Source organism: Amycolatopsis pretoriensis (genome assembly GCF_900107925.1).
Taxonomy (GTDB): Bacteria; Actinomycetota; Actinomycetes; order Mycobacteriales; family Pseudonocardiaceae; genus Amycolatopsis; species Amycolatopsis pretoriensis.
In genome coordinates this window covers 228582-250777 of sequence record NZ_FNUJ01000004.1, presented here as the reverse complement: position 1 = coordinate 250777, position 22196 = coordinate 228582, and the positions used below count along the sequence as shown (strand labels likewise).

Genomic DNA, 22196 nt, shown 5'->3' with positions numbered 1-22196 from the left:
GGTCACCGGCCGCCACCGACGTCGAGCACCGCACCCGTGGTGAACGACGACGCCGGCGACAGCAGGAACATCACCGCTTCGGCGATCTCGGCCGGCCGGCCGGCGCGGCCCATCGGGATCTGCGGCGCGTACTTCGCCATCCGGTCGGGCAGCCCGGCGGCCGCGTGCAAGCCCGTGTGGACCATCCCGGGCGCGACGGCGTTGACCCGCACGTCCTCGCCCGCGACCTCCTGGGCCAGCCCGAACGTCAGGGTGTCGACGGCGGCTTTCGACGCCGCGTAGTGCACCCACTCCCCGGCCGAGCCCGTGCGCGCGGCCGTCGAGGAGATGTTGACGATCGCGCCGCCCGCGCCGCCGTAGCGCGTCGACATGCGGCGGACCGCCTCGCGGCAGCACAGGAACACCCCGGTCACGTTGACGTCGAGGGTGCGCCGGACGACCTCGACGTCGTAGGAGTCGAGCCGCCCGGGCGTGTTGCCGACGATCGCCGCGTTGTTGACCAGCGCGGTCACCGGCCCCAGCTCGGCGGCCGCGTCGAACAGCGCGACGACGTCGTCCTCGACCGAGACGTCCGCGCGGACCGCCAGCGCCCGGCGGCCGAGCGCGCGTACCTCCTCGGCCACTTCGCGAGCGGGGACCGGATCACCGGAGTAGTTCACGACGACGTCGTAGCCACGCTGGGCCGCGAGCACGCAGATGGCGGCACCGATCCCCCGGCTGCCGCCCGTGACGATGAGCGTCAAATCGCGAAGTTCGCCAGCGGCAGGTTCTCCAGCACCAGGTCCGCGCGGTCCCGCGTCTGCGAGATGAGGTCGGCGTTGCGCTGGTCCGAGCCGAGCGCGCGCCGGCGGGCCTCGACCAGGGAACGGCCGTAGCGGCGGTGACGCGACACCAGCCGCTCGATCCGCTCCGGCTCGTCCGGCGCGAGGAACCACGCCTCGGTCAGCAGCGGCCGGATGGCGCTCCACGGGTCGTCCGGCAGCAGCAGGTAGTTGCCTTCGGTGATCACCAGCTGGACCTCCGGCGGCACGGCCACCGCGCCGGCGATCGGCTCCTCGATCTCGCGGCGGAACTCCGGCGCGTAGACCGTCTCGCGGCCTTCGGCGAGCCGCTTGATCATGTGGAAGTAGCCGGCCGCGTCGAACGTGTCCGGCGCGCCCTTCCGCTCGGTGCGCTCCAGCCGGCGCAGCTCGACCTGCGCGAGGTGGAAGCCGTCCATGCCGACCACCGCGGCACGCGAGCCGAGCGCGTTGGCCAGCGCCCACGCGAGCGTGGTCTTGCCGGACGCGGGTGCGCCGATGATGCCCAGCACGTTGCGCTGCCCGCGCACGGTCAGGCCCTCGGCCCTGGCCAGCAAGTCGTCGAACGCCGTCATGTCCTGTTCCTTCCTGCGATCGCGGTCGTCCACGACCGCGGTCCCACCTGCCGCACCCGTTCGGCGGCCACCTCGTTGGCGAAGCGGATCCGGTCCGTCACCGTCGGTTCGCGGGCCACGGCGACGGCGAAGGCGCCGTGCCAGACGTCGCCCGCACCCAGTGTGTCCCGCGCTTCCACGTCGGCGACAGGCACCTCACCCGAGCCGCCGTCCGCAGTGGACCACCGCACCGGCCCGGGGCCCGCGGTGGTGATGACGGTGGGGACGCCGCGCGCGTGCAGCCCCGGCTCCGGCGCGGTGAAGTGCGCGGAGCAGGCGGCGACGTCGACCAGCGGCAGGAGCTCGTCGAGCACGGGCTTCCAGCTCCCGGCGTCGAGCACGACCGGCGCTCGGGTTCCCCGCGCGACGGCCAGCGCAAGTTCCGGATAGTGCCCGTCGAGCAAAACGACATCGGCTTCCGGAAGCGGCACTTTCACGTGAAAGTGCCGCTCGGCGGCGTTGCGGGAGATGACGGTGCGCTCGCCGTCGCGGTCGCGGACCGCCACCGCGCTGACCGGGGGTGGGTCGGCGAGCGTTGGGGCCAGGTCGATCAGGTGGACGCCGTGCGCTTCGAGGTCGGCGCGGGCGAGCGCCGCCAGCGGGTGTGCCCCGAGGACGGTCAGCAGGGTCGCCTCGGCGCCGAGCGCGGCGGCCGTCACCGCGGCGTTCGTCGCGGGCCCCCCGGCCGCGACGTCCACCCGCAGCGACTGGACCTTCTCGCCCGGCGCCGGGAGCTCGTCGACCCGCTGGACGACGTCCACGGTGCACAAACCCGCCAGCAGCACCTTCACTTCAAGCCGGCCACGTGGGTCGCCCCGGCTTCTTCGACTTCGCCGTTCTCGCCGAGCCGCAACGCACCCGTGAGCAGGCCGACGACCTGGTTCATCGAGTGCGTCTTCGGCGAGACGACCGCGACGCGCTTGCCGAGGCGGTGCACGTGGATGCGGTCGGCGATGTCGAAGACGTGCGGCATGTTGTGGCTGATCAGCACCACCGGCAGGCCGCGGTCGCGGATCCGGCCGATGAGGTCGAGCACCTTGCCGGACTCGGCGACACCCAAAGCGGCGGTCGGCTCGTCCATGATCACGGCCTTGGTGCCGAACGCCGCGGCCCGCGCGACGGCGACCCCCTGGCGCTGACCACCCGAGAGCGTCTCGACGGGCTGGCTGATGGACTTGATGTTGATGCCCAGCTCGTCGAGGATCCGCTGCGCCTCCGACCGCATGGTCGCGGTGTCGAGCTTCCGGACCAGCCCGAGCGGCCCCTTGAGCCGCTTTTCCCGGCCCAGGAACATGTTCGACGCGATGTCGAGCGCGGGCGCGACGGCGAGGTCCTGGTACACCGTCTCGATGCCGTAGTGCCGAGCGTCCAAAGGGGACTTGAAGTGGACAGTGCGACCGTCCACTTTGATCTCGCCCTCGTCCGGGATCACCGCGCCGGACAGGGCTTTGATGAGCGACGACTTCCCGGCGCCGTTGTCGCCGACCACGGCGAGCACCTCGCCGGGCAGCAGGTCGAAGTCGGCGCCGTCGATGGCCGTCACCCGGCCGTAGCGCTTCACCAGCCCGCGGGCCTGGAGGATCGGTTCGGTCATGACTGCTGCTGCCTCCTCGCGATCCGGTCCACCACGACGGCGGCGATGAGCAGGGCGCCGGTGGCGAGGTCCTGGTAGTTGCCGTCGACGTTCATCTGCGTGAGGCCCGACCGCAGCACCGCCACGACCAGCGCGCCCATCAGCGTCCCGAGCACCGAGCCGCGGCCGCCGAAGAGGCTCGTCCCGCCGAGGACGACGGCGGTGATCGAGTCGAGGTTGCCGAGCTGGAACTGGTTCGGGTCGGCGTTCGGCGTCCGGCCGAGCGCCTGCCAGGCCGCGATGCCGAAGGTCAGCCCGGCCACGATGTACACCGACAGGACCGTGCGGTTGACCTTGATCCCGGACAGCCGCGCGGACTCCGGCGCGTTGCCGACGGCGTAGACGTGCTTGCCCCACGCGGTTTTCGTCAGCGCGTACCAGACGCCGAGGTACATCAGCAGCGCCAGCGTCATGCCGTAGGTGATCGGGATGCCGCCGAAGAGGTAGCGCTTGGTGCCGAGCCACTGCAGCAGCCCGTCGGTCACCGGGACGGCCTGGCCGCCGGCGATCAGCTTCGACACCGCGGTCAGCATGGTGAACGTGCCGAGCGTGATGATGAACGCCGGCAGCTTGATCCGCGTGGCGAGGCCACCGATGAAGATGCCGACGATGATCGTCAGCACGACGCCGGCGAGCAGCGCGACGAAGCCGTTCGTCCCGGCCGCGGCGAGCTTCGCCATGATCAGCGTCGCGACGACCATCGAGGCCGCGTTGGACAGGTCGATGCCCGCGATGAGGATGACGAGCGTCTGGCCCAGCGCGAGCGTCCCGACGACGAGCGACTGCTGGACCACGGTGGACAGGTTGTCGAGGTCGAAGAACGTGTCCGTGGCCAGCGAGAACACCACGATCGCGACGACCAGCGCGAGCGCCGGGCCGACCGCTGGGGCGCGGAGCAGGAAGTCACCGAGGGATTCACGTTCCTTCGTAGCCACTGCCGTCGTCACTTCGAGCCTCCCCAGCAGTTCTGCAGGCCCCAGGCGGAATCGTGGCTCTCGATGCCGGGCAGGGGCTTGTCGGTGATCACGGCGGACCCGGTGTTCACGAACCCGGTCGGCTTCTTGCCGGTCTTGGCGTATTCGACGGCGGCGAGCACACCCTGCTCGGCCATCTTCTTCGGGAACTGCATGACGGTGGCGGCGAACTGCCCGTTCTTGACGTTCTGGACGCCTTCGCAGCCGCCGTCGATCGAGCCCATCACGATCTGGTTCGTGAGCCCGCGGGCGTTGAGCGCCGCGTACGCGCCGCGGCCCATCGGCTCGTTCATCGAGTAGACCGCGTTGATGTCGGTGCTGCGCTGGAGCAGGTTCTCCATGCCCTGCTGGGCGAGGCTCTGGTCGCCGTTGGCCGCGGTGTGGCCCTTGATCTCCGGCGAGCCGTCGGTCAGCCCGATGCCCTTGAGGAAACCGCCGTGGCGCTGGGTGTCGACCGAGCTGCCGGCGGTCCCGTCGACCATCAGCAGCTTCGGCGGGACGCCCTTGAGCGCGGCCTTGACGTAGGCGCCCTGCTGCTCGCCCGCGGCGAAGTTGTCGGTGGCGAAGGTGGCGTCGACGGCGTCGGCCGGTTCGGTGGCCGTGTCGAGGGCGATCACCAGGACGCCGGCGTTCCGGGCGTCCTTAATGGCCTTGAGCACGCCGGTCGACGAGCTGGGCGTGATCAGGATGGTGTTCGCGCCCTGCTGCCGGAGGTTCTCGATGGCGCGGACCTGGCCGTCGTTGTCACCGTCGAACTGGCCGGCGAGCGCGCTGAAGTCGGCGCCGTTGGCCTGCGCGGTCGCTCTCGCGGCGTTGCGCAGTTCGACGAAGTAGGGGTTCGTGTCGGTCTTGGTGACCAGGCCGACCTTGGCCTTGCCGCTCCCGCCGGTGTTGGTGTTGCCGCCCCAGTGGCGTTCGACCGTGCAGCCGGTCGTCGCGGCGAGGACGGCGGCCAGCACGACCGCGGTGAGACTTCGCTGTCTCATGGGTTCCCACCCTTGGTTCGTGTCGAAGCTTGCCGATGGACCGGAAGGTAGACAGACTGCACTCTTGACGCAAGCGTTTGCGCAAACGCTTGCCGGAAAGGATTGGCATGCCCCAGCCGAGATCATCGCGGCCGACCCAGCGGGACATCGCCGAGCTCGCCGGCGTCTCGATCACGACCGTCTCGCACGTCGTCAACGGGACGCGGGCGGTCGCCGAGGACACCAAAACGGCCGTTCTCCGGGCGATCGAGACGACCGGCTACACGGGTGACGCGATCGCGCGTTCCCTGGTGACCGGTGGGACGCGGTCGATCGGGATGGCGATCTCCCTGGTCGCCAACCCGTACTTCGCGACGCTGATGCAGGCGATCGAACGGGAGGCGTCGGCGCACGGGTACACCGTCCTGCTGGCCGACACGCACGACACCGCGGACACGGAGCGTGACACCGTGCGGGCGCTGCGCTCCCGTCGCGTCGACGGCCTGCTGATCACCCCGGCCCCCGGCGACGGGCCGGTGATCGGCGAGCTGGTCTCGCTGGACGTGCCGACGGTGCTCATCGACCGGCTGACCACCCGGACCGACGTCGACCAGGTGGGCACGGAGAACATCCAGGCGACCTCGGCGCTGACCGCGCACCTCGGGACGCTCGGGCACCGGCGGATCGGGATGATCAGCGGCGCGCCCGGGCTGTCGACGAGCGAGGAGCGCGTGCTGGGCTACCGGCTCGGGCTCGGCCGGTCCGGTTTGACCTGGTCGTCCGACCTGGTGGCCTGCGGGAACTCGTCGCACGAGGGCGGCTCGCTGGCGTTGAGCACGCTACTGGCGCTGCCCGAGCCGCCGACGGCGCTGGTCGTCGGGAACGACAGCATGATGGTCGGCGTGCTGCACGAAGCCCGGCGGCGCGGGCTCCGGATCGGCCGTGACCTGCCGGTGGTCGTCTACGACGACGTCGAGTGGGCGGACCTGGTCGACCCGCCGCTGACGACGATGGCGCAGCCGATCGAGGAGATCGGCCGGCAGGCGGTCCGGCTGCTGCTGGCCCGGATCAACGACCCGGCGCGCAAGGCCGAGACGGTCCGGCTGCCACCCACTCTGCGTCACCGCGAGTCCTGCGGCTGCCCGTCGGTTCACTCACATCAGTGATTCTGGAGTTTTGACGTCATCTCGCGGGCGTTCAGCGGATACGTTTCGGCTGAGCGTCTGCGAGGGCTTATGACCGCACTATCGCCGGAGCTCCGGTTGTGGGACCCCCCGGTCACCTACCGGATCGGCGTCGCGATGGGTGTCACCGCGAACCCCTACTCGGGTGAGCTGCTGCGCTCGATCAGGGCAGCCGCCGCCCAGGCCGGCTGCGACGTCACCCTGGCCGACACCGGCGACACGGTCAGCGAAGAAGCGGCGGTGGTCCGCGCGCTGCGGGCCGACCTCGTGGACGGCGTGCTGCTGGTGCCCTCGGCGGGCGCCGAAGCGGTGATCAACGGCCTGGTCCGGATGGGCGTCCCGACGGTCCTGGTCGACCGGGTGGCGGCCCGCAACGACGTCGACCAGGTGGGCACGGAGAACGTGCACGCGGTGGCGTCGCTGGTCCGCCACCTCACCGAGCGGCGGCACCGGAAGATCGGGTTCATCTCGGGCGACGAGAGCCTGGAGACCAGCCGCGAACGCGTCCGCGGGTACCGGCTGGGCCTGGAGCAGGCGGGGCTGCGGTTCAACCGCGAACTGGTGGAGTGCGGCTTGTCGACGTCGGGCGGAGCGGCCCGCGCGACGGCCAAGCTCCTGGACGGCTGGCCCTCCCCGACGGCGCTGGTCGTGGCGGACGAGTCGATGCTGGTGGGCGTCCAGTACGAGGCCCACCGCCGCGGGATCCGGATCGGCTCGGAGCTGGCGGTGGTCGGCTACGGCGACATGGAGTGGGCCCGCCGGGTGAGCCCGGCGGTGACGACCCTGGCCCAGCCGGTCGCGGACCTCGGCCGCCGGGCGGTGCAGATGGTGCTGTCCCGGATGTCGGACCCGGACCGGCCACCGGAGTCGGTGTCGCTGACCCCGCGTTTCCTGCACGGCGCCTCCTGCGGCTGCTGACCCCTCCGGCCCGGGAGAATGGCGAGGTGGTCAGAATCGCGCACACCGCCCAGCTGCCGGCCGCCGACCTGCTCGCCGTCCGGGCTCTGCTCGAAGGCGCGTTCACCGACTTCGATCCACCGGGCTGGGAGAACACCCTCGGCGGCCTGCACGCGCTGACGTTCGACGGCGACCAGCTGATCGGCCACGCCTCGCTCGTGCAACGCCGCCTGCTGCACGGCGAGCGCGTGGTGAACACGGGCTACGTCGAGGGCGTCGCGGTGCACCCGGACCACCGGCGGCGCGGGGTCGCGAGCGCGTTGATGGCGGCGATGGAGGAGCTGCTGCCGGGGTACGAGGTGGGCGCGCTGAGCGCGACCAAGGCGGGTGCGCCGCTGTATGCCGGACGCGGCTGGCAGCAGTGGCGTGGACCCACCTTCGCCTTGACGCCGGACGGGGTCCAGCGCACCGAGGACGACGACGGCGGCGTGTACGTCTTCCCCGGCCGGGTGTCGCTGGACCTCGAGGGGAGCTAACCGCCGACTGGCGGGCCGGCGACGTCTGGTGACAGCGTCGCCGCGGCTTCCAGGAGCATCCAGCCCCCCACCTGCACCGACATGTCCCGCTCCGGGGCGTCCGCCGGCAGCGGCCACGGCGTCGAGCGGTCCCAGTACGCGCTGAACACCGGCCCCTCCGCCGCTCCCGACCAGCACGCCTGCGCCGAGTCGAGGACCAGCGAACGGGCCACCGAAGCCTCCGGGCCGGGCAACGCCTGGGCCGCCAACGCCAGGTACCGCGCCAGGATCGCGCCGAACAGGCCGCCGTCGCCGCCGCCCTGGCCGCGGATCACTCCGTCCGGGGCGCAGTGCGTGGCCACCGCGCGGACCGTCCGGGCCGCGTTGTCCATTGAGGACAATTCGAGACACGCGCCGAGGTAAACACCTTGGCAGTACGTGTAAATGTGCTTCACCAGCTCGCCCGTGTCCGTGCGGATCCCGTCCCACACCAAGCCGGAAGCCGGATCGACCAAAGTGGACGTCAGCCAGTCCGTCATCTCACGAGCGCGGGAGAGATTTCCCGACCGGGCGTGGAAGATCGCCGCCGGGCCGTTGGCCGGGGCGTTCTTGAAGTCGTCGCCGCGGCGCCACCAGATCCCGCCGCCCGCCGCGGCCGTCCAGCCCGACAACAGCTGCGTGTCGATCGCCGCCAGCGCCGGGCCGACGTCGATGCCGAGGGACTGAACCCGTTGCAGCGCAAGGCCGAGCCACGCGATGTCGTCGTAGTAGTCGTTGGTCCAGCGGCCGAAGTTGCGCAACCGCACCGAACGCACGAACGACCGGATCAACGCCAGGCGCTCGGGCGAAGCAGCCCGCAACTGGGCGTCGACCAGCGTGTCGAGCAGGTGCGCCTGCCACCAGTAGTTCCAGTGCCAGTGCAGCCGCTGGCCGGGCGACGGAGGCCAGCCGCTGCGGCCCAGGACCGTGCCGGGCAGCGCCCACACCCGCCGGAGGTGCCGTGAGGTCACCGCGCGTTCGGCGGCCGAGACGTCCATGTCGCAATCGTGCCTTGCCCATCGACATACCGCTCGGTATGTTGGGCTGTCATGACGACGGCCCACGTGACCTGCCCGCTCTGCGAAGCCACCTGTGGCCTCGACGTGACACTCGATGCGAACCAGCAGGTCACCCGGGTGACGGGCGACCGGAACGACGTCTTCTCCCAGGGTTACATCTGCCCGAAGGGCGCGTCGCTCGGGGCGCTGCACCACGACCCAGACCGGCTGACCGCGCCGCTGCTCAAGCGCGACGGCGAGTTCGTCGAGGTCAGCTGGCAGGAGGCCTACGACGAGATCGACCGCCGCCTCCCGCCGATCCTCGAGGAGCACGGCCGGGACGCCGTCGCCGTGTACGCGGGCAACCCCGGCGTGCACAACATCGCGCTCACGCTCTACGGCCGCGTGCTCTACAAAGCCTTGGGCACCAAGAACTTCTACAGCGCGACCTCGGTCGACCAGATGCCGAAGCACTACTCGGCCGGCACTATGTTCGGCGACCCGCTCGCCATCCCCGTCCCCGACCTCGACCGCACGCGCCACCTGCTGATCCTCGGCGCGAACCCGCTCGTCTCGAACGGCAGCCTGATGACCGCGCCGGACATCCGCGGCCGGCTGCGTGGGATCCGCGAGCGCGGCGGCAAGATCGTCGTGGTCGACCCGCGTCGCACGCGCACCGCCGCGTTCGCCGACGAGCACCACGCCATCCGGCCCGGCACCGACGCGCTGCTGCTGTTCGCGCTGGTCAACGTCCTGTTCGCGGAGAACCGCGTCCAGCCGAAGAGGCTCGGAGAGCACCTCAACGGCCTCGACGACGTCCGCGAGCTGGCCCAGCCGTTCACCCCCGAAGCCGTCGCGCCACGCACCGGCATCGACGCGGCCGAGATCCGCCGGATGGCCCTCGAACTCGCTACCGAAAACGCCGTCGTCTACGGCCGGATCGGCACCACGACGCAGGCGTTCGGCACGGTCGCGAGCTGGCTCGTCGACGTCCTCAACGTGCTCACCGGCAACCTCGACGCACCCGGCGGCGCGATGTTCCCGCTGGCCGCGTGCCAGCCGACCGGCAACCGGCGGCCGTTCGCCGTCGGACGCTGGCGCAGCCGCGTGCGCGGCTACCCCGAGGTCGTCGGCGAGCTGCCGGTCGCGACGCTCGCCGACGAGATCGAAACCCCGGGCGAGGGCCAGGTCCGCGCGCTGATCACGGTCAGCGGCAACCCCTGCCTGAGCACGCCGAACGCGGGCCGGCTCGCCGCGGCGCTCGACAATCTCGACTTCATGATCTCGGTCGACGTCTACCTCAACGAGACGTCCCGCCGGGCCGACGTCATCCTGCCCGGCCCGTCACCGCTCGAACGGCCGCACTTCGACCTGGCGTTCTACCAGCTCTCGGTGCGCAACGTCGCGAACTGGACGCCGGCGACGCTGCCGTCGGACCTGCCGCCGGAGTGGGAGACGATGCTGCGGCTCACCGGCATCGTCACCGGTCAGGGCCCCGAAGCGGACGTCGAGGCCCTGGACGACTTCGTCGCGGCAGACGTCGCCCGCCGCGCCAAGCTCGAAGTGACCCGCGACCGCACCGGCCCCGCGCGGCTGGTCGACCTGATGCTGCGCGCCGGGCCGTATGACGTCACGCTCGCCGACCTCGAAGCCGCGCCGCACGGGATGGACTTCGGGCCGCTGAAGCCGCGGATCCCGGACGTGCTGTGCACGGCGTCCGGCCGGATCGAGCTGGCGCCGGAGACGATCGTCGCGGACGTCCCGCGGCTGCGCGAGGAACTGGGGAAGCAGGACGACGGCCTGCTGCTGATCGGCCGGCGCCACCTGAGCTCGAACAACTCCTGGATGCACAACCTCGCGCCGCTGGTCCGCGGCGGGAACCGCTGCACGGTCCTGGTCCACCCCACCGACGCGACGCGCCTGGGCCTCACCGACGGCGGGCTGGCGTCGGTGACCTCCCGCGCGGGCAAGCTGGAGGTGCCGGTCGAGGTGACGGACGAGGTCCGGCCGGGTGTGGTCAGCATCCCGCACGGCTGGGGCCACGACGCCGCCGGCGCGCGGACCCGCGTCGCGAGCGCGAACCCGGGGGTCAACTCGAACCTCGTCGCGGACGAGACGCTGCTCGACGTGCCGTCGGGGACGTCGGTGCTGAACGGCATCCCGGTCGAGGTCGCCCCCGCCTGACGCTTGACACGGGACCCGGTCCGAGAGGATTCTCGGCCAGGCATGTTGACGTGAACATCGATCATCGGACATCGGAGTTCGCATGACCTTTCTTCGTCGCTGCCTGCGTGTCCTCCTGCCCGTCGTGCTCATCGCGCCCCTGCTCACCGTCTCGCCGGCGGCTGCCGCGACGAGCGCGTTCCGCGGCGTGAACTGGGCCGACGCCCGCGACAACTACGTCGACGGCTGGGTCATCCCGACCGGTCTCACCGCGGGCGACAGCTACGACGTCGTCCGCACCAAGGCCGACGGCATCATCACCGGCTTCCAGCAACAGCTCGGCGCGAACACCGTGCGGCTGCCGATCAACCCGCAAAGCGTGAACTCGGACTGGTGGGCGCGGTACAAGGGCGCCGCCGATTCGGCGCTGGCCCACGGGATGAAGGTCGTCTTCGGGTACTGGGAAGCGAACAAGGACGGGTTCGTCGACGACGCCACCGCGTGGAACACCATGTGGGACAAGGTCACCGCCGACTACGGCGGCAACGGCAACGTCTACTTCGAGCCGATGAACGAGCCGTTCGGCTACAGCCTGAACGCGTGGGTGTCACTCTGCTCGACCTGGCTGTCGCGGCACTCGGCCATCCCCCGCGGCCGGGTCCTGATCAGCGGCACCGGCTACAACGACAACGTCACCGGTGTCGGCGCGGCGAGCGCGTTGAGCGGAACGCTGCTGTCACTGCACTTCTACGGCTTCTGGGCCTCGGACACCACGCGCGCGGCGTGGACGGCGAACCTGAGCAGCCGGCTCGGTTCGTACTCCTCGCGCACGATCATCGACGAAGCCGGCGCCCCGATGACGACCGGGCTCGACTACTCCGCGGGCCACCAGGACGGCAACAACTTCACCGCGTACTTCGCCGCCACCACCGATCTCGCGCGGTCGCGGCAGCTGGGTGTCGTGTACTGGCCCGGCCTGCGGTCCGGCGACACGTACTCGATCACGCGGCAGAGCGGCAGCGGCCTGGCCACGAACAACGCGTCCGGCGTGGTGCAGCTGCGGTGGGGCTGGGGGTTGTGACTACCAGGCGGCCGACAAGTCGGCGTGCTGCCGGACCCAGGCGTGCATGACGATCCCGGCCGCGACGCCCGCGTTGATCGACCGGGTCGTCCCGAACTGGGCGATCGACACCGCGAGCACCGCCGCTTCCCGCGTCGCCTCGGACAACCCCGGACCCTCCTGGCCGAACACCAGGACGCACTCGCGCGGGATTTCCGCCGTCTCGACCGGCTGCGAACCGGGGGTGTTGTCCACCGCCACAACGGCGAGGCCGTTTTCCGCGGCGAAGGACACCAGCCCGGAGACGTCGTCGTGGTGACGCAGGTGCTGGTAGCGGTCGGTCACCATCGCGCCGCGGCGGTTCCAGCGGCGGCGGCCGACGATGTGGACCTCCGCCGCCGCGAAGGCGTTCGCCGTGCGGACGACCGTGCCGATGTTGTGGTCGTGCTGGAAGTTCTCGATGGCGACGTGGAACGGGTGCCGACGAGCGTCCACATCGGACACGATCGCCTCGCGGCGCCAGTAGCGGTAGGCGTCCACGACGTTGCGGCGGTCGCCGTCGCGCAGCAGGTCCGGGTCGTACCGCTCGTCCGACGGCCAGTCACCGGGCCACGGGCCGACGCCGACCTCTTCGCGGCTCACCCACTCGGTGGGTCCGGCGTCCGGGGAGGTGCTCACCTCCCGATTGTCGCCTAGCCCAGCCGGACCCGGTGCGTCCGGGCGTCCTCGCTGTGGTCGCGGTGGCGCCAGCGGTGGTAGACGCCGACGTAGGAGTAGACGACCACCGCGATCGCGACGACCCCGATCACCGGCAGCCACGCCCGCGGGAACACCGTGTCGTAGAGGTAGTAGGCGTTGAACCCGCCGGGCAGGTCACCGAGGCCCTGCTGGTGGCGGAAGTAGTTCTCCAGCGCGGTGAACGGGCACGGCACCGGCGCCACGTTGACCAGCACGCCCCAGGCCACGCCCAGCAGGTGCACGAAGATCAGCTTGGGCCAGCGCCAGGCGACGAAACCGCCGAAACCGATGAGCAGCAGGGCCAGGATGTGTACCGCGACCGTCACGTCCGCCAGGAACTTCGCCACCACACGCCCCCTTCACCGAACCCCCTACCAGCGACTTTACTCCGCTGATCGAGTTCGGCCGCCCCTGAGAGTGCCCGGCTGTGTGATGTTTAACCCAGCGGAGCAACCCATTCACCTGGGCGGTGACGGAGGCGTTACACCCGGTGGGAACTCCGGCGGGCGCTTCGCGGGGTACTGCGTCGGCTCCTCGCGGGGGTAGGGATGCGGCTTCTTCCATGGCGGCTGGTGCCCGGGCCGGTCCGGCGGCTCGTCGGGCTTCGACGGCTCTTCCACACTTCGACGGTACGCCGGATCAGCTGACCCGGTCGGCCGGCGCGGGCTCGTCGTCGCCGGGCAGGTGGACGTCGTTGACGTTGATGTTCACCTCGACGACCTGCAGCCCGGTCATCTGCTCGATCGAGGTGACGACGTTGCGGCGCACCGACCGCGCGAGGTCGGCGATGGCGACGCCGTATTCGACGAGGATCTGCAGGTCGACCGCGGCCTGCTTCTCGCCGACCTCGACCGAGACGCCCTGGCCGGCACTGGCCGACGCGCCCGGGATGCGGTCGCGCAGAGCGCCGAACGCCCGCGCGGCGCCGCCGCCGAGGTCGTGCACGCCGCTGACCTCGCGCGCGGCGAGCCCGGCGATCTTCTGCACGACGGTGTCGGCGATGGTCGTGGTGCCCTGCTTGGTGACGAGGGCAGTGGTCTCGGTTTTCTCGGCCGTCGCGGTCATCGTGATCCTCCCTGAAACGTCCTCGATCCTTCGTAGGCAAGGACCCCGGGGGCGGGAGGTGATCACTGTGACGTGGGTCTCCCGAAGGCCGCGCCGTCGAGGTCGGTGACGACCAGGCGCAGCCGCGCGCCTTCCCACTCCGTGCCGGCCAGCACCGGACGCACCGCCGCCGCGGCCTGCTCCAGCAGCGGCGGGATCGGCAGCCGCGTGGCGATGAGCCGGATCTGGACGACGTCGGCCGAGAGGTCGACGGCCTGTCCGGCCCAGTCGACCGGCAGCCACGTCGTCTCGGGGGCGATCGAGGTCGCCGGACGGAGGCCGGCCACGGTTTCGAGGGCGCCGACGATCTTCTCGACGGCTTCGGCGCCGGTCACCGGGGCTCGATGTCCAGGATGGACACCGAAACGCCGTCGACGGCCAGGCCGGTCTGCTCGGCCACGAACCGGCCGACCGAGCGCTGCACCGCCCGGCCCACCGCCGCGGCCTGGTCGGCCGCCGCCGTCACCAGGTCGACCTCGACGGTCAGCCGGCCGTCGGCGGTGCGGACCCGGACGCCGTCGGCCGGCGCGGGGTCGAGCCCCTTCCAGCGCTGGCGGGCGGCGCGCGTCCACGCCGTCACCAGGCCGCGCAGGCCCGGTTCGAGCCGCACGACGCCGGGTGTCGTGATCGCCGCCTTCGCCGCCACGCTGGCGATCACCGGATCGGCGATCACGTACTCGACGTTCATTCCCCTGGCCCCTCAACAGCGTCCTCTTCAAAAATGTCATCAACCAGCAGGTCGAGCTTCGCCAGCGTCAGCCCGACCCGGGCCGCGGCCGCCGCGCTCACCCGCTCCCGCACCAGCGCCAACGCTGCACCACCGGTAGCGTTCCGGAGACTCACCGCGAGGGTGAGTTCGACTTCGACCCCGCCCTCGTCGAGCGGGCGGATCCGGCAGCGCCGCGCCCGGACGCCGTCGACCGTGTCCGCCGCGTACCGCAACACGGCCGCGACGGCCTGCTCGCTGATCTCGACGAACCCCGGTTCCGGGGTCGGCAGCGCCACCATCGAGCCGCGCCGCACCTCGGCCCGCACGGCGGACATGATCCGGCCGAACAGGGCGGGCGGCACGTCGTCCTCGGCCACCAGTTCCGACGTCGCTTCCCGCAGCGCCAGCAGGCTTTCCCGCGCGGCCCGGCAGTGCGGGCAGGTCAGCTCGTGCTCGTCGGCCAGCCCGGCGCCGACCGCGTCGAGCCGCTCCCACACCTGCTCGACATCGCGTTCGCAGGGCAGTTCGTAGTCCGTCATCGCCATGGCTTCATCACCTCCGCCAGCTGGGCTCGGGCCCGCGCGATCCGGCCGCGCACCGCGGTCGCGTTCGCGCCGACGACTTCGCCGATCTCTTCGTAGGACCGGCCGTGCACTTCCCGGAGCAGCCAGCACGCGCGTTGTTCGGGCGTCAGCTGTTCCAGTGCGGCGTTCAACGCCGCGAGCTGCCCGCTCACCTGCGCCGCCCGCTCCGGCTGCAGGTCCGCCCGCGGCGACTCGGCGGTGTCGAGGTCGACGTCGGCCTGCGGCTTGCGCGCGCGGATCGTGTTGAGGCAGCGGTTCGTGGTGGCCCGGTAGAGCCACCCGACGAACGCGGCGTCGTCCCCGAGCTGGCCGAGCTTGCGCCAGGCGTTGAGGAACACCTCCTGCACGACGTCCTCGGCGTCGCCGCGGTGCGCGAGCATCTTCACGGCGAGCCGGAACATCGGGCCCTGGTAGCGCAGCACGAGCTGTTCGTAGGCCCGGACATCGCCGTCCTTGGCGCGCCCGACGAGAGTCGCATCGTCGAGCGGCGTTGCGGTGGTCGTCACGGCACCTCCTCGGGAGGAGGACACCGGCGGGCGGAAAACGTCACGGGGTGATTGTCGGTGACCCGGGTCACCGCGGCGACTCCGTGACGATCACGCGCCCCGGTGGTCCTTCCGGTACCAGGGTGCCCGCCGGGGGCGCCGCCGGAACGGGAGGTGCGCGATGTCGCTGGGCGACAAGATCAGCAACAAGGCCGGGGAGCTGGGCGGCAAGGCGAAGGAGACGGCAGGGGCCGCCACCGGCGACGAGCAGCTGAAGGCGGAAGGCCAGGCTGACCAGGCGAAGGCCGGCCTGAAGGGCGCGGTCGAGAACGTGAAGGACGCCGCGAAGGACCTGTTCAAGAACTGAGCCGCGCGGGCCGGGGACGCGCGGGTCCCCGGCCCGGAGCGTCAGTCCAGGCCGAGGTCGTCCTTGCCCAGGACGTACCGGTACTCCAGGCCTTCCTTCTCGATGGCCTCCCGCGCCCCGGTGTCGCGGTCGACCACCGTCACCACGCCGATCACGTTCGCGCCCGCTTCACGCAGGGCCGCGACCGCCTCCAGCACGCTGCCGCCCGTCGTCGAGGTGTCCTCCACCGCCAGCACGCGCTGGCCGCGGACCTCCATGCCCTCGATGCGGCGCTGCATGCCGTGTTCCTTGACGGACTTGCGGACGACGAACGCGTCCAGCACGACCCCGTCCGTCGCCGCGGAGTGGAGCATCGCCAGCGCGACCGGGTCGGCGCCGAGGGTCAGGCCGCCGGCCGCCACGTAGTCCCAGTCCGCCGTCAGCTGGCGCAGCAGCTTGCCGATCAGCGGCGCGGCCGCGTGGTGCAGCGTCGCGCGCCGGAGATCGATGTAGTAGTCGGCTTCCTTGCCCGAGGCCAGGGTCACTTTTCCGTGCACCACGGAAAGATCGGTGACCAGCCTGGCCAGTTCGAGTTTCGCCGCTTGATCCAACCCGGGGTTCGCCACGGCCGAGAGTCTTACACACGCGCCGCCTCACTCCCCGATGGATGTGGCGTCGACCGCACGCCCGCGCGTCGCCGCCCAGGCCGGGACCAGGATCGCGACGAGCGAGAGCACCACGGCGATCGCGAGCACCACCAGGTAGATCGCGAGCGGCCCGGACGGGAGCGGTGATCCGCTGACCACCAGGCAGAAGGGCACGATCGAACCCGCCGCGACGAGCGTCCCGAGCAGCACCGCGATGGTCGCGATCAGCCCGCCTTCGACGCCGGCCATCCGCAGCACCTGGCCGCGGGTGAACCCGCTCAGCCGCTGCAGCCCGAACTCGCGCCGCCGCCGCGATGTCGCCATCACCAGCGTGTTCACCACCGAGATCACCGTGTACGCGATGATCATCCCGACGAGCAGGTAGTTGACCCACGCGCCGACCTCGTTGCCCTTCGCGTGCGCCGCGATCAGCGCGTCCCGATCACCGATGGAGACCGGTAATCCCGCGGTCGCCTCGCGAAGCCGCGCAGTCAGCGTCGCACTGTCGACGCCGTCGGCCGCGCGCACCAGCAGCTGCGGCGCGAGGCCGGCCGTCGTGTGCGGGGCGAGCAGCCCGGCCGGCAGCACGAGCTTCTCGAACCCGGCCCGCTGCTTCACGACGGCGGACACCCGCACGTCCACCGGCGAGCCGTCGCCGAGCCGCAGCGACAGCGTGTCGCCGACGTGGTGGCCGAGCGTGTCCGGCACCTCGATCGCGTTCCCGGTCAGCTCGCTGACACCCTGCGCGGTCCAGCCGTCTTCGTCGTGGTTCGAGTCGAACGGCTTCTCGATGAACACCGTGCTCGAGACGTACTCCGAGGCACTCGCGACCCCCGGCGTCGCACGCACCCGGCCCAGCACCGACGGGTCCAGGCCACCGGGGCCGGCCACGACGGCGTCCGCGCGCAGGTCTTCGGTGTACGCCTGGTTCGACACGGCTTCCTGGGTCGTCTGCAGGTAGATGTTGGCGGTCGCGATGCCGACCGCGAGCATGATCGGGGTGACCGCGCCCGCCGTCCGCACCGCGCCGACGCGGGTGTTGCGCAGCGCGACCCGGCCGGTGACGCCGCTCAACGCCTGCACCGGCCAGCGCAGCAGCACCGCCATCACCTTGGTGACGCCCGGGCTGAGCGCCGCCAGGCCGAACGCCCACAGCATCACCGCCGGGCCGGCCGTGCTGGCCGCGACCGGACCGGTCATGACGGCGACCGTGACGATCGCCAGCGCCGTCCCGCCCGCGAAGCACAGGATCGCGGTGATCAGCCGGATCGGCGTCAGCCAGCGCCGTTCGACGGCGGCTTCGGCGAGTGCCTCGGTCGGACGGACCTTCGAAGCCCGCCGTCCGGCCACGAAGGACGCGGCGAAGACGGCCAGCAGCGACGCGCCCGCGGCGACGATCGCCGGGATCCAGCCCTGCCCGAACCGCAGCACGTCCGGCACGACGTGGTTGGCCGCGAGCTGGTCGAACAGCCAGTTCCCGAGCACCGGCCCGAGCACGATCGCGACGGCGACCGCGAGCAGCCCGACGACGAGCGCCTCCCCGAGCACCAGCCGCCGCAACTGCCGCGGGGTCGTGCCGATCGCGCGCAGCAGCGCGAGTTCGCGCTGGCGCTGCTGGGTCGACAGCGTGAGCGTGCCGGCGACGACGAACACCATGACCATCGCCGACAACCCGCCCGAGACGGCGGCGAGCACGATCAGGTTCTCGCCGCTCTTGGCCACCTCCGGGAACTCCAGGGCACCGCGGTCGGCGCCGGTCGTCACGACCCCGGCGTCGCCGACGACCGCCGACACCGCGGCCGCGTCCCCGCCGAAGACGCCGATCGCGTCGAACTGCCCGGGGTGCCCCGACAGCCTCTCCGCGTCGGAAGCCGCGAAGAACAGCGCCGGGTCCCGCATGGACTGGGGCGCCTTCGCGACGCCGGACACGCGGTACTGGCCGACGGTCCCGTGCGCCGCGACGGGCAGAGTGGTCCCGACGGCGATCCCCATGTCGGCGTCAACGACCACTTCACCCGGCTTCGGCGCTTCGCCGGTCAACGCGTACGGCGTCAGCGCGGCGGAGTCCCACGCGTGCCCGAGCGCGCTCGCCGCGCCGAGCTGCGCCGGGAAGCTGACTTCGCCGACGACGCTCGTGACGCCGGGGACCGCGCGCAGGCGGTCGGCCAGCGCCGCGTCCACCCGGACGCGCTCGGGCAGCGTCGCGTTCTTGTACTTGTGCTTGTCCTCGGGGTCGAGCGTCGCCGGGTCGTCTTCGGGCACCGCAAGCGTTTGCTGTCCGCCGACGACGATCGGCGCCGCGGCCAGCCGCTGCACCGGCGTGTCGGACCGGATGCCGGTTTCCATCAGGCCACCGCACGCCGAGACGATCAGCGCGCCGAAGAACACGGCGACGAACGTCGCCAGGAAGCCGCCCTTGCGCAGGCGCAGCGTCCGCATCGCGAGCGTGAACATCAGGCCGCCACCCGGTCCCACGCGCCCAGGTGGGTCATCCGCTCGGCGACGGCTTCCGCGGTCGGCCGGTCCAGCCGGCCGGCGATCCGGCCGTCGGCCAGGAACACGACCTGGTCGGCGTAGGACGCGGCGACCGGGTCGTGCGTCACCATGATCACCGTCTGGCCGGACGACCGAACCGAGTCGCGCAGCAGGGCGAGGACGTCCGCGGCCGTGCGGGTGTCGAGCGCGCCGGTCGGCTCGTCCGCGAAGAGCACGGCCGGGTCGGTGACCAGCGCCCGCGCGATCGCGACGCGCTGCGCCTGGCCGCCGGAGAGCTGGCCGGGCAGGTGCTTGCGGCGCCCGTCGAGGCCGACGTGCGCGAGGATCCGCGCCACGAGCCGCTTGTCCGGGCGCTTGCCGGCCAGCTGCAGCGGCAGCACGACGTTCTGCTCGACCGTCAGCGCCGGGAGCAGGTTGAACGCCTGGAAGACGAAGCCGACGCGATCGCGCCGCAGCTTCGTCAGGTACGTCTCGTTCTTGCCGTCGAGGTCCTGGCCGTCGAGCACGACCCGGCCCGACGTCGGCCGGTCGAGCCCGGCCGCGCAGTGCAGGAAGGTGCTCTTGCCCGACCCGGACGGGCCCATCACCGCCGTGAACCCGCCACGCGGGAACGAGATCGAGACCCCGTCCAGCGCGACCACGCCGCCGTATTCCTTGCGCACGGCCTCGAGCCGAACCGCCTCATTCGTCATGCGGAAAACGCTATTGAGGCAGCCCCCGGATCACCCTGGTGCGCACGCGCGTCTTCGGGGTAGGGACAGCCCTACTCCGGAGCTTTCACGTGAAAGCTACGCGCCCAGGTCGCCGCTTTCACGTGAAAGCTACGCCTCAGGTACGGCCTTTGCCGCCGAAGCCGCCGCTGATCCGGCGCAGCACCGCGCGCGGCAGGAGCCCGCCGATCGCGACGACGGCCTTGTACTGCAGGCTCGGCACCGAGATCACCTTGCCGCGGCGCAGGTCCGCGAGCGCCTCGCCGACCACCTGTTCGACACCCAGCCAGGCGATTTTCGGACCTGGTTTCCCAATCCCGGCCCGCTGGTGGAACTCCGTCGCGGTGAAACCGGGGCAGAGCGCCATCATCCGGACACCGGCGGGCAACGACGCGGCGATGCCTTCGGTGAACGACGTGACCCAGTTCTTGCTGGCCGTGTAGGTCGAACCGCGGCCGCTGAAGAACCCCGCCACGCTGCTGACCTGGATGATCTCGCCGTGGCCGCGCTCGATCATGCCGGGCAGCACGGCCCGGGTCAGCCGCAGCACGGCCGTGACGTTGACGTCGAGCTGGCGCTGCAGCGCGTCCGGCGGGATGGTCCAGAAGTCGCCGTTCAGCCCGAACCCGGCGTTGTTCACCAGCAGGTCGACCGGCCCGGCGGCGAGCCGCTCCTCGACGGCCGTCCGACCGTCCACTTCGGACAGGTCGGCGGGCAGCACCTCGACGGCGACCCCGTGCTGTTCCCGCAGCTCAGCGGCGTAGGCCTCCAGCCGCGCGGTGTCGCGCGCGACGAGCACGAGGTCGTACTTCTCGGCGGCGAGCGTGCGCGCGAACTGCGCGCCGATGCCCGCGGTGGCGCCGGTGATGAGAGCGGTGGTGGTCATGTGAGTGAACGATACCCACAGGTCAGGGGCTCCGGGTGCAGCCGTTTCGAGCCCGGGTTATCGTCCCGCGCATGGGTAAGCACAGCAGGCGCAAGAGCGGCTACCTGCCCAAGGTCGCCGCGCCCGTGGCCCTCCTGTTCGCGGCCCCCGCGACGGCGTTCGCGGCCCCGGCCGACCTGGCCCTGCCCCTCGAGCACCGGCACTCCACCACGCTCGACAACGACGGCGACACGCTCTCGGCGAGCCGCCGCGACTTCGTCGGCAAGCAGCTCGGCGACGTCCGGCTCGCGGCCGACCGCACGGAGGCCGTCGCCACCCGGGGCGACCGCGCGGGTGCCGTCGAGCGCGCGCGCCACGGCGTCTGGCTGGGCAACGGGGTCGACGTCCTGAGCGAGAACGCCGAGCAGCTCGACGCGGGGCTGTTCACCGGCGACCTCACGGGCGGGGCCGCCCTGCGGCGGTCGTCGGGGCAGGCCGTGGACCTCGGCCGCCTGGGCGCGGTCGGCACGACGTCGGAGGTGCACGCGATCGGCAGCTTCGCGGGCGACCTCGAAGCCGGCCAGACGCACGAGCTCGGCGGTCAGCTCGGCCCGGCGTCCGGGCTGGTCAAGACGACGGCGGGGTCCTTCAGCGGCGACCTCGGGGTCGACCACGTCGTCCACGTCCAGGGCGGGACGACGTCGTTGCGCGGCACGCTGACGGCCAGCGTGCTCGACCAGCGAGTGCTCTAGTCCTGCGGCGCCGGCGGCTCGGCCGGCAGCGGGATCGGCGTCCCGGCGGCGGGGGTCGGCGGGTTGCCGCCGATGGTCGGGATCGGTGCGCTCGCCTGGTGGCGGCCCGCGTCGTAGTCCTCGTCGAACGGGTCGACGATGTCCGCGATCTCGCCGAGGTCGCGCAGCAGCCGCTCGAGCCGGGACGGCCCGGCGGTCGGGACGACGCTGGCGAGCACCCACTCGGCCTCGAGCCACGCCACGCCGACGTCCCCGCCGAGCTGGTCCGCGGCGTCGACGAGCTCCTGGGTGATGACCGCGCGGGCGCCGTCGGCGTCGTCCGCGAAGGCGTAGCGCGAGCCGATCGGGCCGAGCATCTCGGGCATGTCGGCGCGCTGGAACGGCACGCTGGACAGCCACATCTCGATCGGGATCCGGTGCTTCTTGTTGCAGCGCACGGCGACGACGACGGCCGGGATCTGCCCCTCGGACTCGATGTCGAAGATGAACACCGGGCGGCGGCCGTCGGAGGTGAAGGTCGAGCCCGCGACGACGTTCACGGCGGCGTCCGCGCCGAAGTAACCGATCGCACCGTTGGACCACTGCTGCGGCAGCCGTTCGTCCTCTTCGACGAACTGCCAGCCGCGCAACTGGGCCCAGCGCATGCGCTCGCGGTTGCGCGAGCCCTCCTTCGCCCGATCGGCAGCGAGCAGCCCGAGGCCCGCCACCAGGGCGACGGCCGCGATGACGAACCAGATCCACGCCGGAATACCCACGACGTGCAGGGTATCGCCTGCTAGGCCGAAGAGATGATCGCCGGTACCCGTGTCGCCGGGCCCGTTCGGACCATTTCTCCGCGACCCTGTCGACAAATCTCTACTGTGGACGCCCAGGAACGCCGTGAAGGCCACCACGAGGAACTCGTGATGGCCTCCACGG

At 71.7% G+C, this 22196-nt stretch carries 26 protein-coding genes; 7 read left to right on the top strand and 19 right to left on the bottom strand.

The genetic code is table 11. The features are described from left to right. Window positions 1-2: 2 nt before the first annotated feature. Genes BLV96_RS18650 through BLV96_RS18625 form a run of 6 tightly spaced genes read right to left on the bottom strand, consistent with a single transcriptional unit; the run spans window position 3 to window position 5007 of the window. Window positions 3-743 (bottom strand): SDR family oxidoreductase, encoded by a 741-nt coding sequence (locus BLV96_RS18650; RefSeq protein ID WP_086671775.1) that lies wholly within the window; start codon window positions 741-743, stop codon window positions 3-5. Next, window positions 740-1375, bottom strand: coding sequence for a nucleoside/nucleotide kinase family protein (locus tag BLV96_RS18645; protein WP_086671773.1), 636 nt, complete (start codon window positions 1373-1375; stop codon window positions 740-742). The genes BLV96_RS18650 and BLV96_RS18645 overlap by 4 nt, the downstream gene beginning before the upstream one ends. Next, a complete protein-coding gene (locus BLV96_RS18640) occupies window positions 1372-2199 on the bottom strand; it encodes a PfkB family carbohydrate kinase (RefSeq protein ID WP_086671862.1) in 828 nt (275 codons plus the stop codon). The genes BLV96_RS18645 and BLV96_RS18640 overlap by 4 nt, the downstream gene beginning before the upstream one ends. A gap of 2 nt (window positions 2200-2201) precedes the next feature. Then, window positions 2202-3008, bottom strand: coding sequence for an ATP-binding cassette domain-containing protein (locus BLV96_RS18635; protein WP_086671771.1), 807 nt, complete (start codon window positions 3006-3008; stop codon window positions 2202-2204). Then, complete coding sequence (locus BLV96_RS18630; RefSeq protein ID WP_086671769.1) at window positions 3005-3982, bottom strand: ABC transporter permease; 978 nt, start codon at window positions 3980-3982, stop codon at window positions 3005-3007. The genes BLV96_RS18635 and BLV96_RS18630 overlap by 4 nt, the downstream gene beginning before the upstream one ends. Window positions 3983-3990: 8 nt before the next feature. Continuing rightward, window positions 3991-5007 carry a substrate-binding domain-containing protein gene (locus BLV96_RS18625; protein WP_086671767.1) on the bottom strand — a complete coding sequence of 339 codons (1017 nt, stop codon included), beginning with the start codon at window positions 5005-5007 and terminating at the stop codon, window positions 3991-3993. 107 nt (window positions 5008-5114) lie between these two features. Here BLV96_RS18625 and BLV96_RS18620 point away from each other — a divergent pair, with 107 nt between their 5' ends. The 3 genes from BLV96_RS18620 (at window position 5115) to BLV96_RS18610 (ending at window position 7603) form a co-directional block, all read left to right on the top strand. Then, window positions 5115-6152, top strand: coding sequence for a LacI family DNA-binding transcriptional regulator (locus tag BLV96_RS18620; RefSeq protein ID WP_086671764.1), 1038 nt, complete (start codon window positions 5115-5117; stop codon window positions 6150-6152). 69 nt (window positions 6153-6221) lie between these two features. Continuing rightward, entirely contained in the window at window positions 6222-7088 is an 867-nt protein-coding gene (locus tag BLV96_RS18615) for a LacI family DNA-binding transcriptional regulator (RefSeq protein ID WP_086671762.1), read from the top strand. Window positions 7089-7114: 26 nt separating this feature from the next. Beyond that, window positions 7115-7603, top strand: a complete 489-nt coding sequence (locus BLV96_RS18610; RefSeq protein ID WP_244180306.1) for a GNAT family N-acetyltransferase — start codon at window positions 7115-7117, stop codon at window positions 7601-7603. Here the strand turns inward: BLV96_RS18610 and BLV96_RS18605 are convergent. Continuing rightward, window positions 7600-8619: a glycoside hydrolase family 76 protein gene (locus BLV96_RS18605; RefSeq protein ID WP_086671760.1), complete on the bottom strand. Its 1020-nt coding sequence runs from the start codon at window positions 8617-8619 to the stop codon at window positions 7600-7602. The two genes, BLV96_RS18610 and BLV96_RS18605, sit on opposite strands and share 4 nt — an antisense overlap. A 51-nt stretch (window positions 8620-8670) precedes the next feature. Between BLV96_RS18605 and BLV96_RS18600 the strand changes: the two genes are divergently transcribed. Beyond that, window positions 8671-10803: a molybdopterin-dependent oxidoreductase gene (locus BLV96_RS18600; RefSeq protein WP_086671759.1), complete on the top strand. Its 2133-nt coding sequence runs from the start codon at window positions 8671-8673 to the stop codon at window positions 10801-10803. 82 nt (window positions 10804-10885) lie between these two features. After that, window positions 10886-11863, top strand: coding sequence for a cellulase family glycosylhydrolase (locus BLV96_RS18595; protein WP_091389340.1), 978 nt, complete (start codon window positions 10886-10888; stop codon window positions 11861-11863). On the opposite strand, the gene BLV96_RS18590 is transcribed toward BLV96_RS18595, so the two are convergent. The 7 genes from BLV96_RS18590 to BLV96_RS18560 all read right to left on the bottom strand — a co-directional run bounded on the left by BLV96_RS18590 (window position 11864) and on the right by BLV96_RS18560 (window position 15483). After that, window positions 11864-12520, bottom strand: coding sequence for a TrmH family RNA methyltransferase (locus BLV96_RS18590; RefSeq protein WP_086671758.1), 657 nt, complete (start codon window positions 12518-12520; stop codon window positions 11864-11866). A 14-nt stretch (window positions 12521-12534) separates the two neighbouring features. Then, entirely contained in the window at window positions 12535-12927 is a 393-nt protein-coding gene (locus tag BLV96_RS18585) for a DUF2784 domain-containing protein (RefSeq protein ID WP_086671858.1), read from the bottom strand. Window positions 12928-13219: 292 nt separating this feature from the next. Beyond that, window positions 13220-13645 (bottom strand): Asp23/Gls24 family envelope stress response protein, encoded by a 426-nt coding sequence (locus tag BLV96_RS18580; RefSeq protein WP_086671757.1) that lies wholly within the window; start codon window positions 13643-13645, stop codon window positions 13220-13222. A 62-nt stretch (window positions 13646-13707) separates the two neighbouring features. Continuing rightward, complete coding sequence (locus tag BLV96_RS18575; protein ID WP_086671755.1) at window positions 13708-14019, bottom strand: hypothetical protein; 312 nt, start codon at window positions 14017-14019, stop codon at window positions 13708-13710. Continuing rightward, window positions 14016-14372: an Asp23/Gls24 family envelope stress response protein gene (locus BLV96_RS18570; RefSeq protein WP_086671754.1), complete on the bottom strand. Its 357-nt coding sequence runs from the start codon at window positions 14370-14372 to the stop codon at window positions 14016-14018. Before BLV96_RS18570 ends, BLV96_RS18575 begins: the two co-directional genes overlap by 4 nt. Then, window positions 14369-14938 (bottom strand): hypothetical protein, encoded by a 570-nt coding sequence (locus tag BLV96_RS18565; RefSeq protein ID WP_086671752.1) that lies wholly within the window; start codon window positions 14936-14938, stop codon window positions 14369-14371. The genes BLV96_RS18570 and BLV96_RS18565 overlap by 4 nt, the downstream gene beginning before the upstream one ends. Next, a complete protein-coding gene (locus BLV96_RS18560) occupies window positions 14929-15483 on the bottom strand; it encodes an RNA polymerase sigma factor (protein WP_086671750.1) in 555 nt (184 codons plus the stop codon). The genes BLV96_RS18565 and BLV96_RS18560 overlap by 10 nt, the downstream gene beginning before the upstream one ends. Window positions 15484-15643: 160 nt before the next feature. On the opposite strand from BLV96_RS18560, the gene BLV96_RS18555 reads away from it, so the two are divergent. After that, on the top strand, window positions 15644-15829 hold the full coding sequence (locus tag BLV96_RS18555; RefSeq protein ID WP_086671748.1) for a CsbD family protein: 186 nt from the start codon (window positions 15644-15646) through the stop codon (window positions 15827-15829). A gap of 41 nt (window positions 15830-15870) precedes the next feature. On the opposite strand, the gene pyrE is transcribed toward BLV96_RS18555, so the two are convergent. From pyrE to BLV96_RS18535, 4 genes are all read right to left on the bottom strand, one after another. Next, a complete protein-coding gene (pyrE, locus tag BLV96_RS18550) occupies window positions 15871-16434 on the bottom strand; it encodes an orotate phosphoribosyltransferase (protein WP_086671745.1) in 564 nt (187 codons plus the stop codon). 27 nt (window positions 16435-16461) lie between these two features. Further along, window positions 16462-18909, bottom strand: a complete 2448-nt coding sequence (locus BLV96_RS18545; RefSeq protein WP_086671856.1) for an FtsX-like permease family protein — start codon at window positions 18907-18909, stop codon at window positions 16462-16464. After that, window positions 18909-19643, bottom strand: a complete 735-nt coding sequence (locus BLV96_RS18540) for an ABC transporter ATP-binding protein (protein WP_167379647.1) — start codon at window positions 19641-19643, stop codon at window positions 18909-18911. The genes BLV96_RS18545 and BLV96_RS18540 overlap by 1 nt, the downstream gene beginning before the upstream one ends. Before the next feature lie 136 nt (window positions 19644-19779). Then, window positions 19780-20547 (bottom strand): SDR family NAD(P)-dependent oxidoreductase, encoded by a 768-nt coding sequence (locus BLV96_RS18535; protein ID WP_086671743.1) that lies wholly within the window; start codon window positions 20545-20547, stop codon window positions 19780-19782. Between the two features lie 71 nt (window positions 20548-20618). Here BLV96_RS18535 and BLV96_RS18530 point away from each other — a divergent pair, with 71 nt between their 5' ends. Continuing rightward, window positions 20619-21278 (top strand): hypothetical protein, encoded by a 660-nt coding sequence (locus BLV96_RS18530; RefSeq protein ID WP_086671741.1) that lies wholly within the window; start codon window positions 20619-20621, stop codon window positions 21276-21278. Here the strand turns inward: BLV96_RS18530 and BLV96_RS18525 are convergent. Next, window positions 21275-22033, bottom strand: a complete 759-nt coding sequence (locus tag BLV96_RS18525; RefSeq protein ID WP_244180305.1) for a type III secretion system chaperone family protein — start codon at window positions 22031-22033, stop codon at window positions 21275-21277. The two genes, BLV96_RS18530 and BLV96_RS18525, sit on opposite strands and share 4 nt — an antisense overlap. Window positions 22034-22196: the final 163 nt, after the last annotated feature.

Excerpts from the sequence above, each read along its gene's own strand:
- BLV96_RS18645 (WP_086671773.1), bottom strand. The coding sequence starts at position 1,375 with ATGACGGCGTTCGACGACTTGCTGGCCAGGGCCGAGGGCCTGACCGTG.
- BLV96_RS18635 (WP_086671771.1), bottom strand. The coding sequence starts at position 3,008 with ATGACCGAACCGATCCTCCAGGCCCGCGGGCTGGTGAAGCGCTACGGC.
- BLV96_RS18625 (WP_086671767.1), bottom strand. The coding sequence starts at position 5,007 with ATGAGACAGCGAAGTCTCACCGCGGTCGTGCTGGCCGCCGTCCTCGCC.
- BLV96_RS18620 (WP_086671764.1), top strand. The coding sequence starts at position 5,115 with ATGCCCCAGCCGAGATCATCGCGGCCGACCCAGCGGGACATCGCCGAG.
- BLV96_RS18615 (WP_086671762.1), top strand. The coding sequence starts at position 6,222 with ATGACCGCACTATCGCCGGAGCTCCGGTTGTGGGACCCCCCGGTCACC.
- BLV96_RS18605 (WP_086671760.1), bottom strand. The coding sequence starts at position 8,619 with ATGGACGTCTCGGCCGCCGAACGCGCGGTGACCTCACGGCACCTCCGG.
- BLV96_RS18600 (WP_086671759.1), top strand. The coding sequence starts at position 8,671 with ATGACGACGGCCCACGTGACCTGCCCGCTCTGCGAAGCCACCTGTGGC.
- BLV96_RS18595 (WP_091389340.1), top strand. The coding sequence starts at position 10,886 with ATGACCTTTCTTCGTCGCTGCCTGCGTGTCCTCCTGCCCGTCGTGCTC.
- BLV96_RS18580 (WP_086671757.1), bottom strand. The coding sequence starts at position 13,645 with ATGACCGCGACGGCCGAGAAAACCGAGACCACTGCCCTCGTCACCAAG.
- BLV96_RS18570 (WP_086671754.1), bottom strand. The coding sequence starts at position 14,372 with ATGAACGTCGAGTACGTGATCGCCGATCCGGTGATCGCCAGCGTGGCG.
- BLV96_RS18565 (WP_086671752.1), bottom strand. The coding sequence starts at position 14,938 with ATGGCGATGACGGACTACGAACTGCCCTGCGAACGCGATGTCGAGCAG.
- BLV96_RS18555 (WP_086671748.1), top strand. The coding sequence starts at position 15,644 with ATGTCGCTGGGCGACAAGATCAGCAACAAGGCCGGGGAGCTGGGCGGC.
- BLV96_RS18545 (WP_086671856.1), bottom strand. The coding sequence starts at position 18,909 with ATGTTCACGCTCGCGATGCGGACGCTGCGCCTGCGCAAGGGCGGCTTC.
- BLV96_RS18540 (WP_167379647.1), bottom strand. The coding sequence starts at position 19,643 with ATGACGAATGAGGCGGTTCGGCTCGAGGCCGTGCGCAAGGAATACGGC.
- BLV96_RS18535 (WP_086671743.1), bottom strand. The coding sequence starts at position 20,547 with ATGACCACCACCGCTCTCATCACCGGCGCCACCGCGGGCATCGGCGCG.
- BLV96_RS18530 (WP_086671741.1), top strand. The coding sequence starts at position 20,619 with ATGGGTAAGCACAGCAGGCGCAAGAGCGGCTACCTGCCCAAGGTCGCC.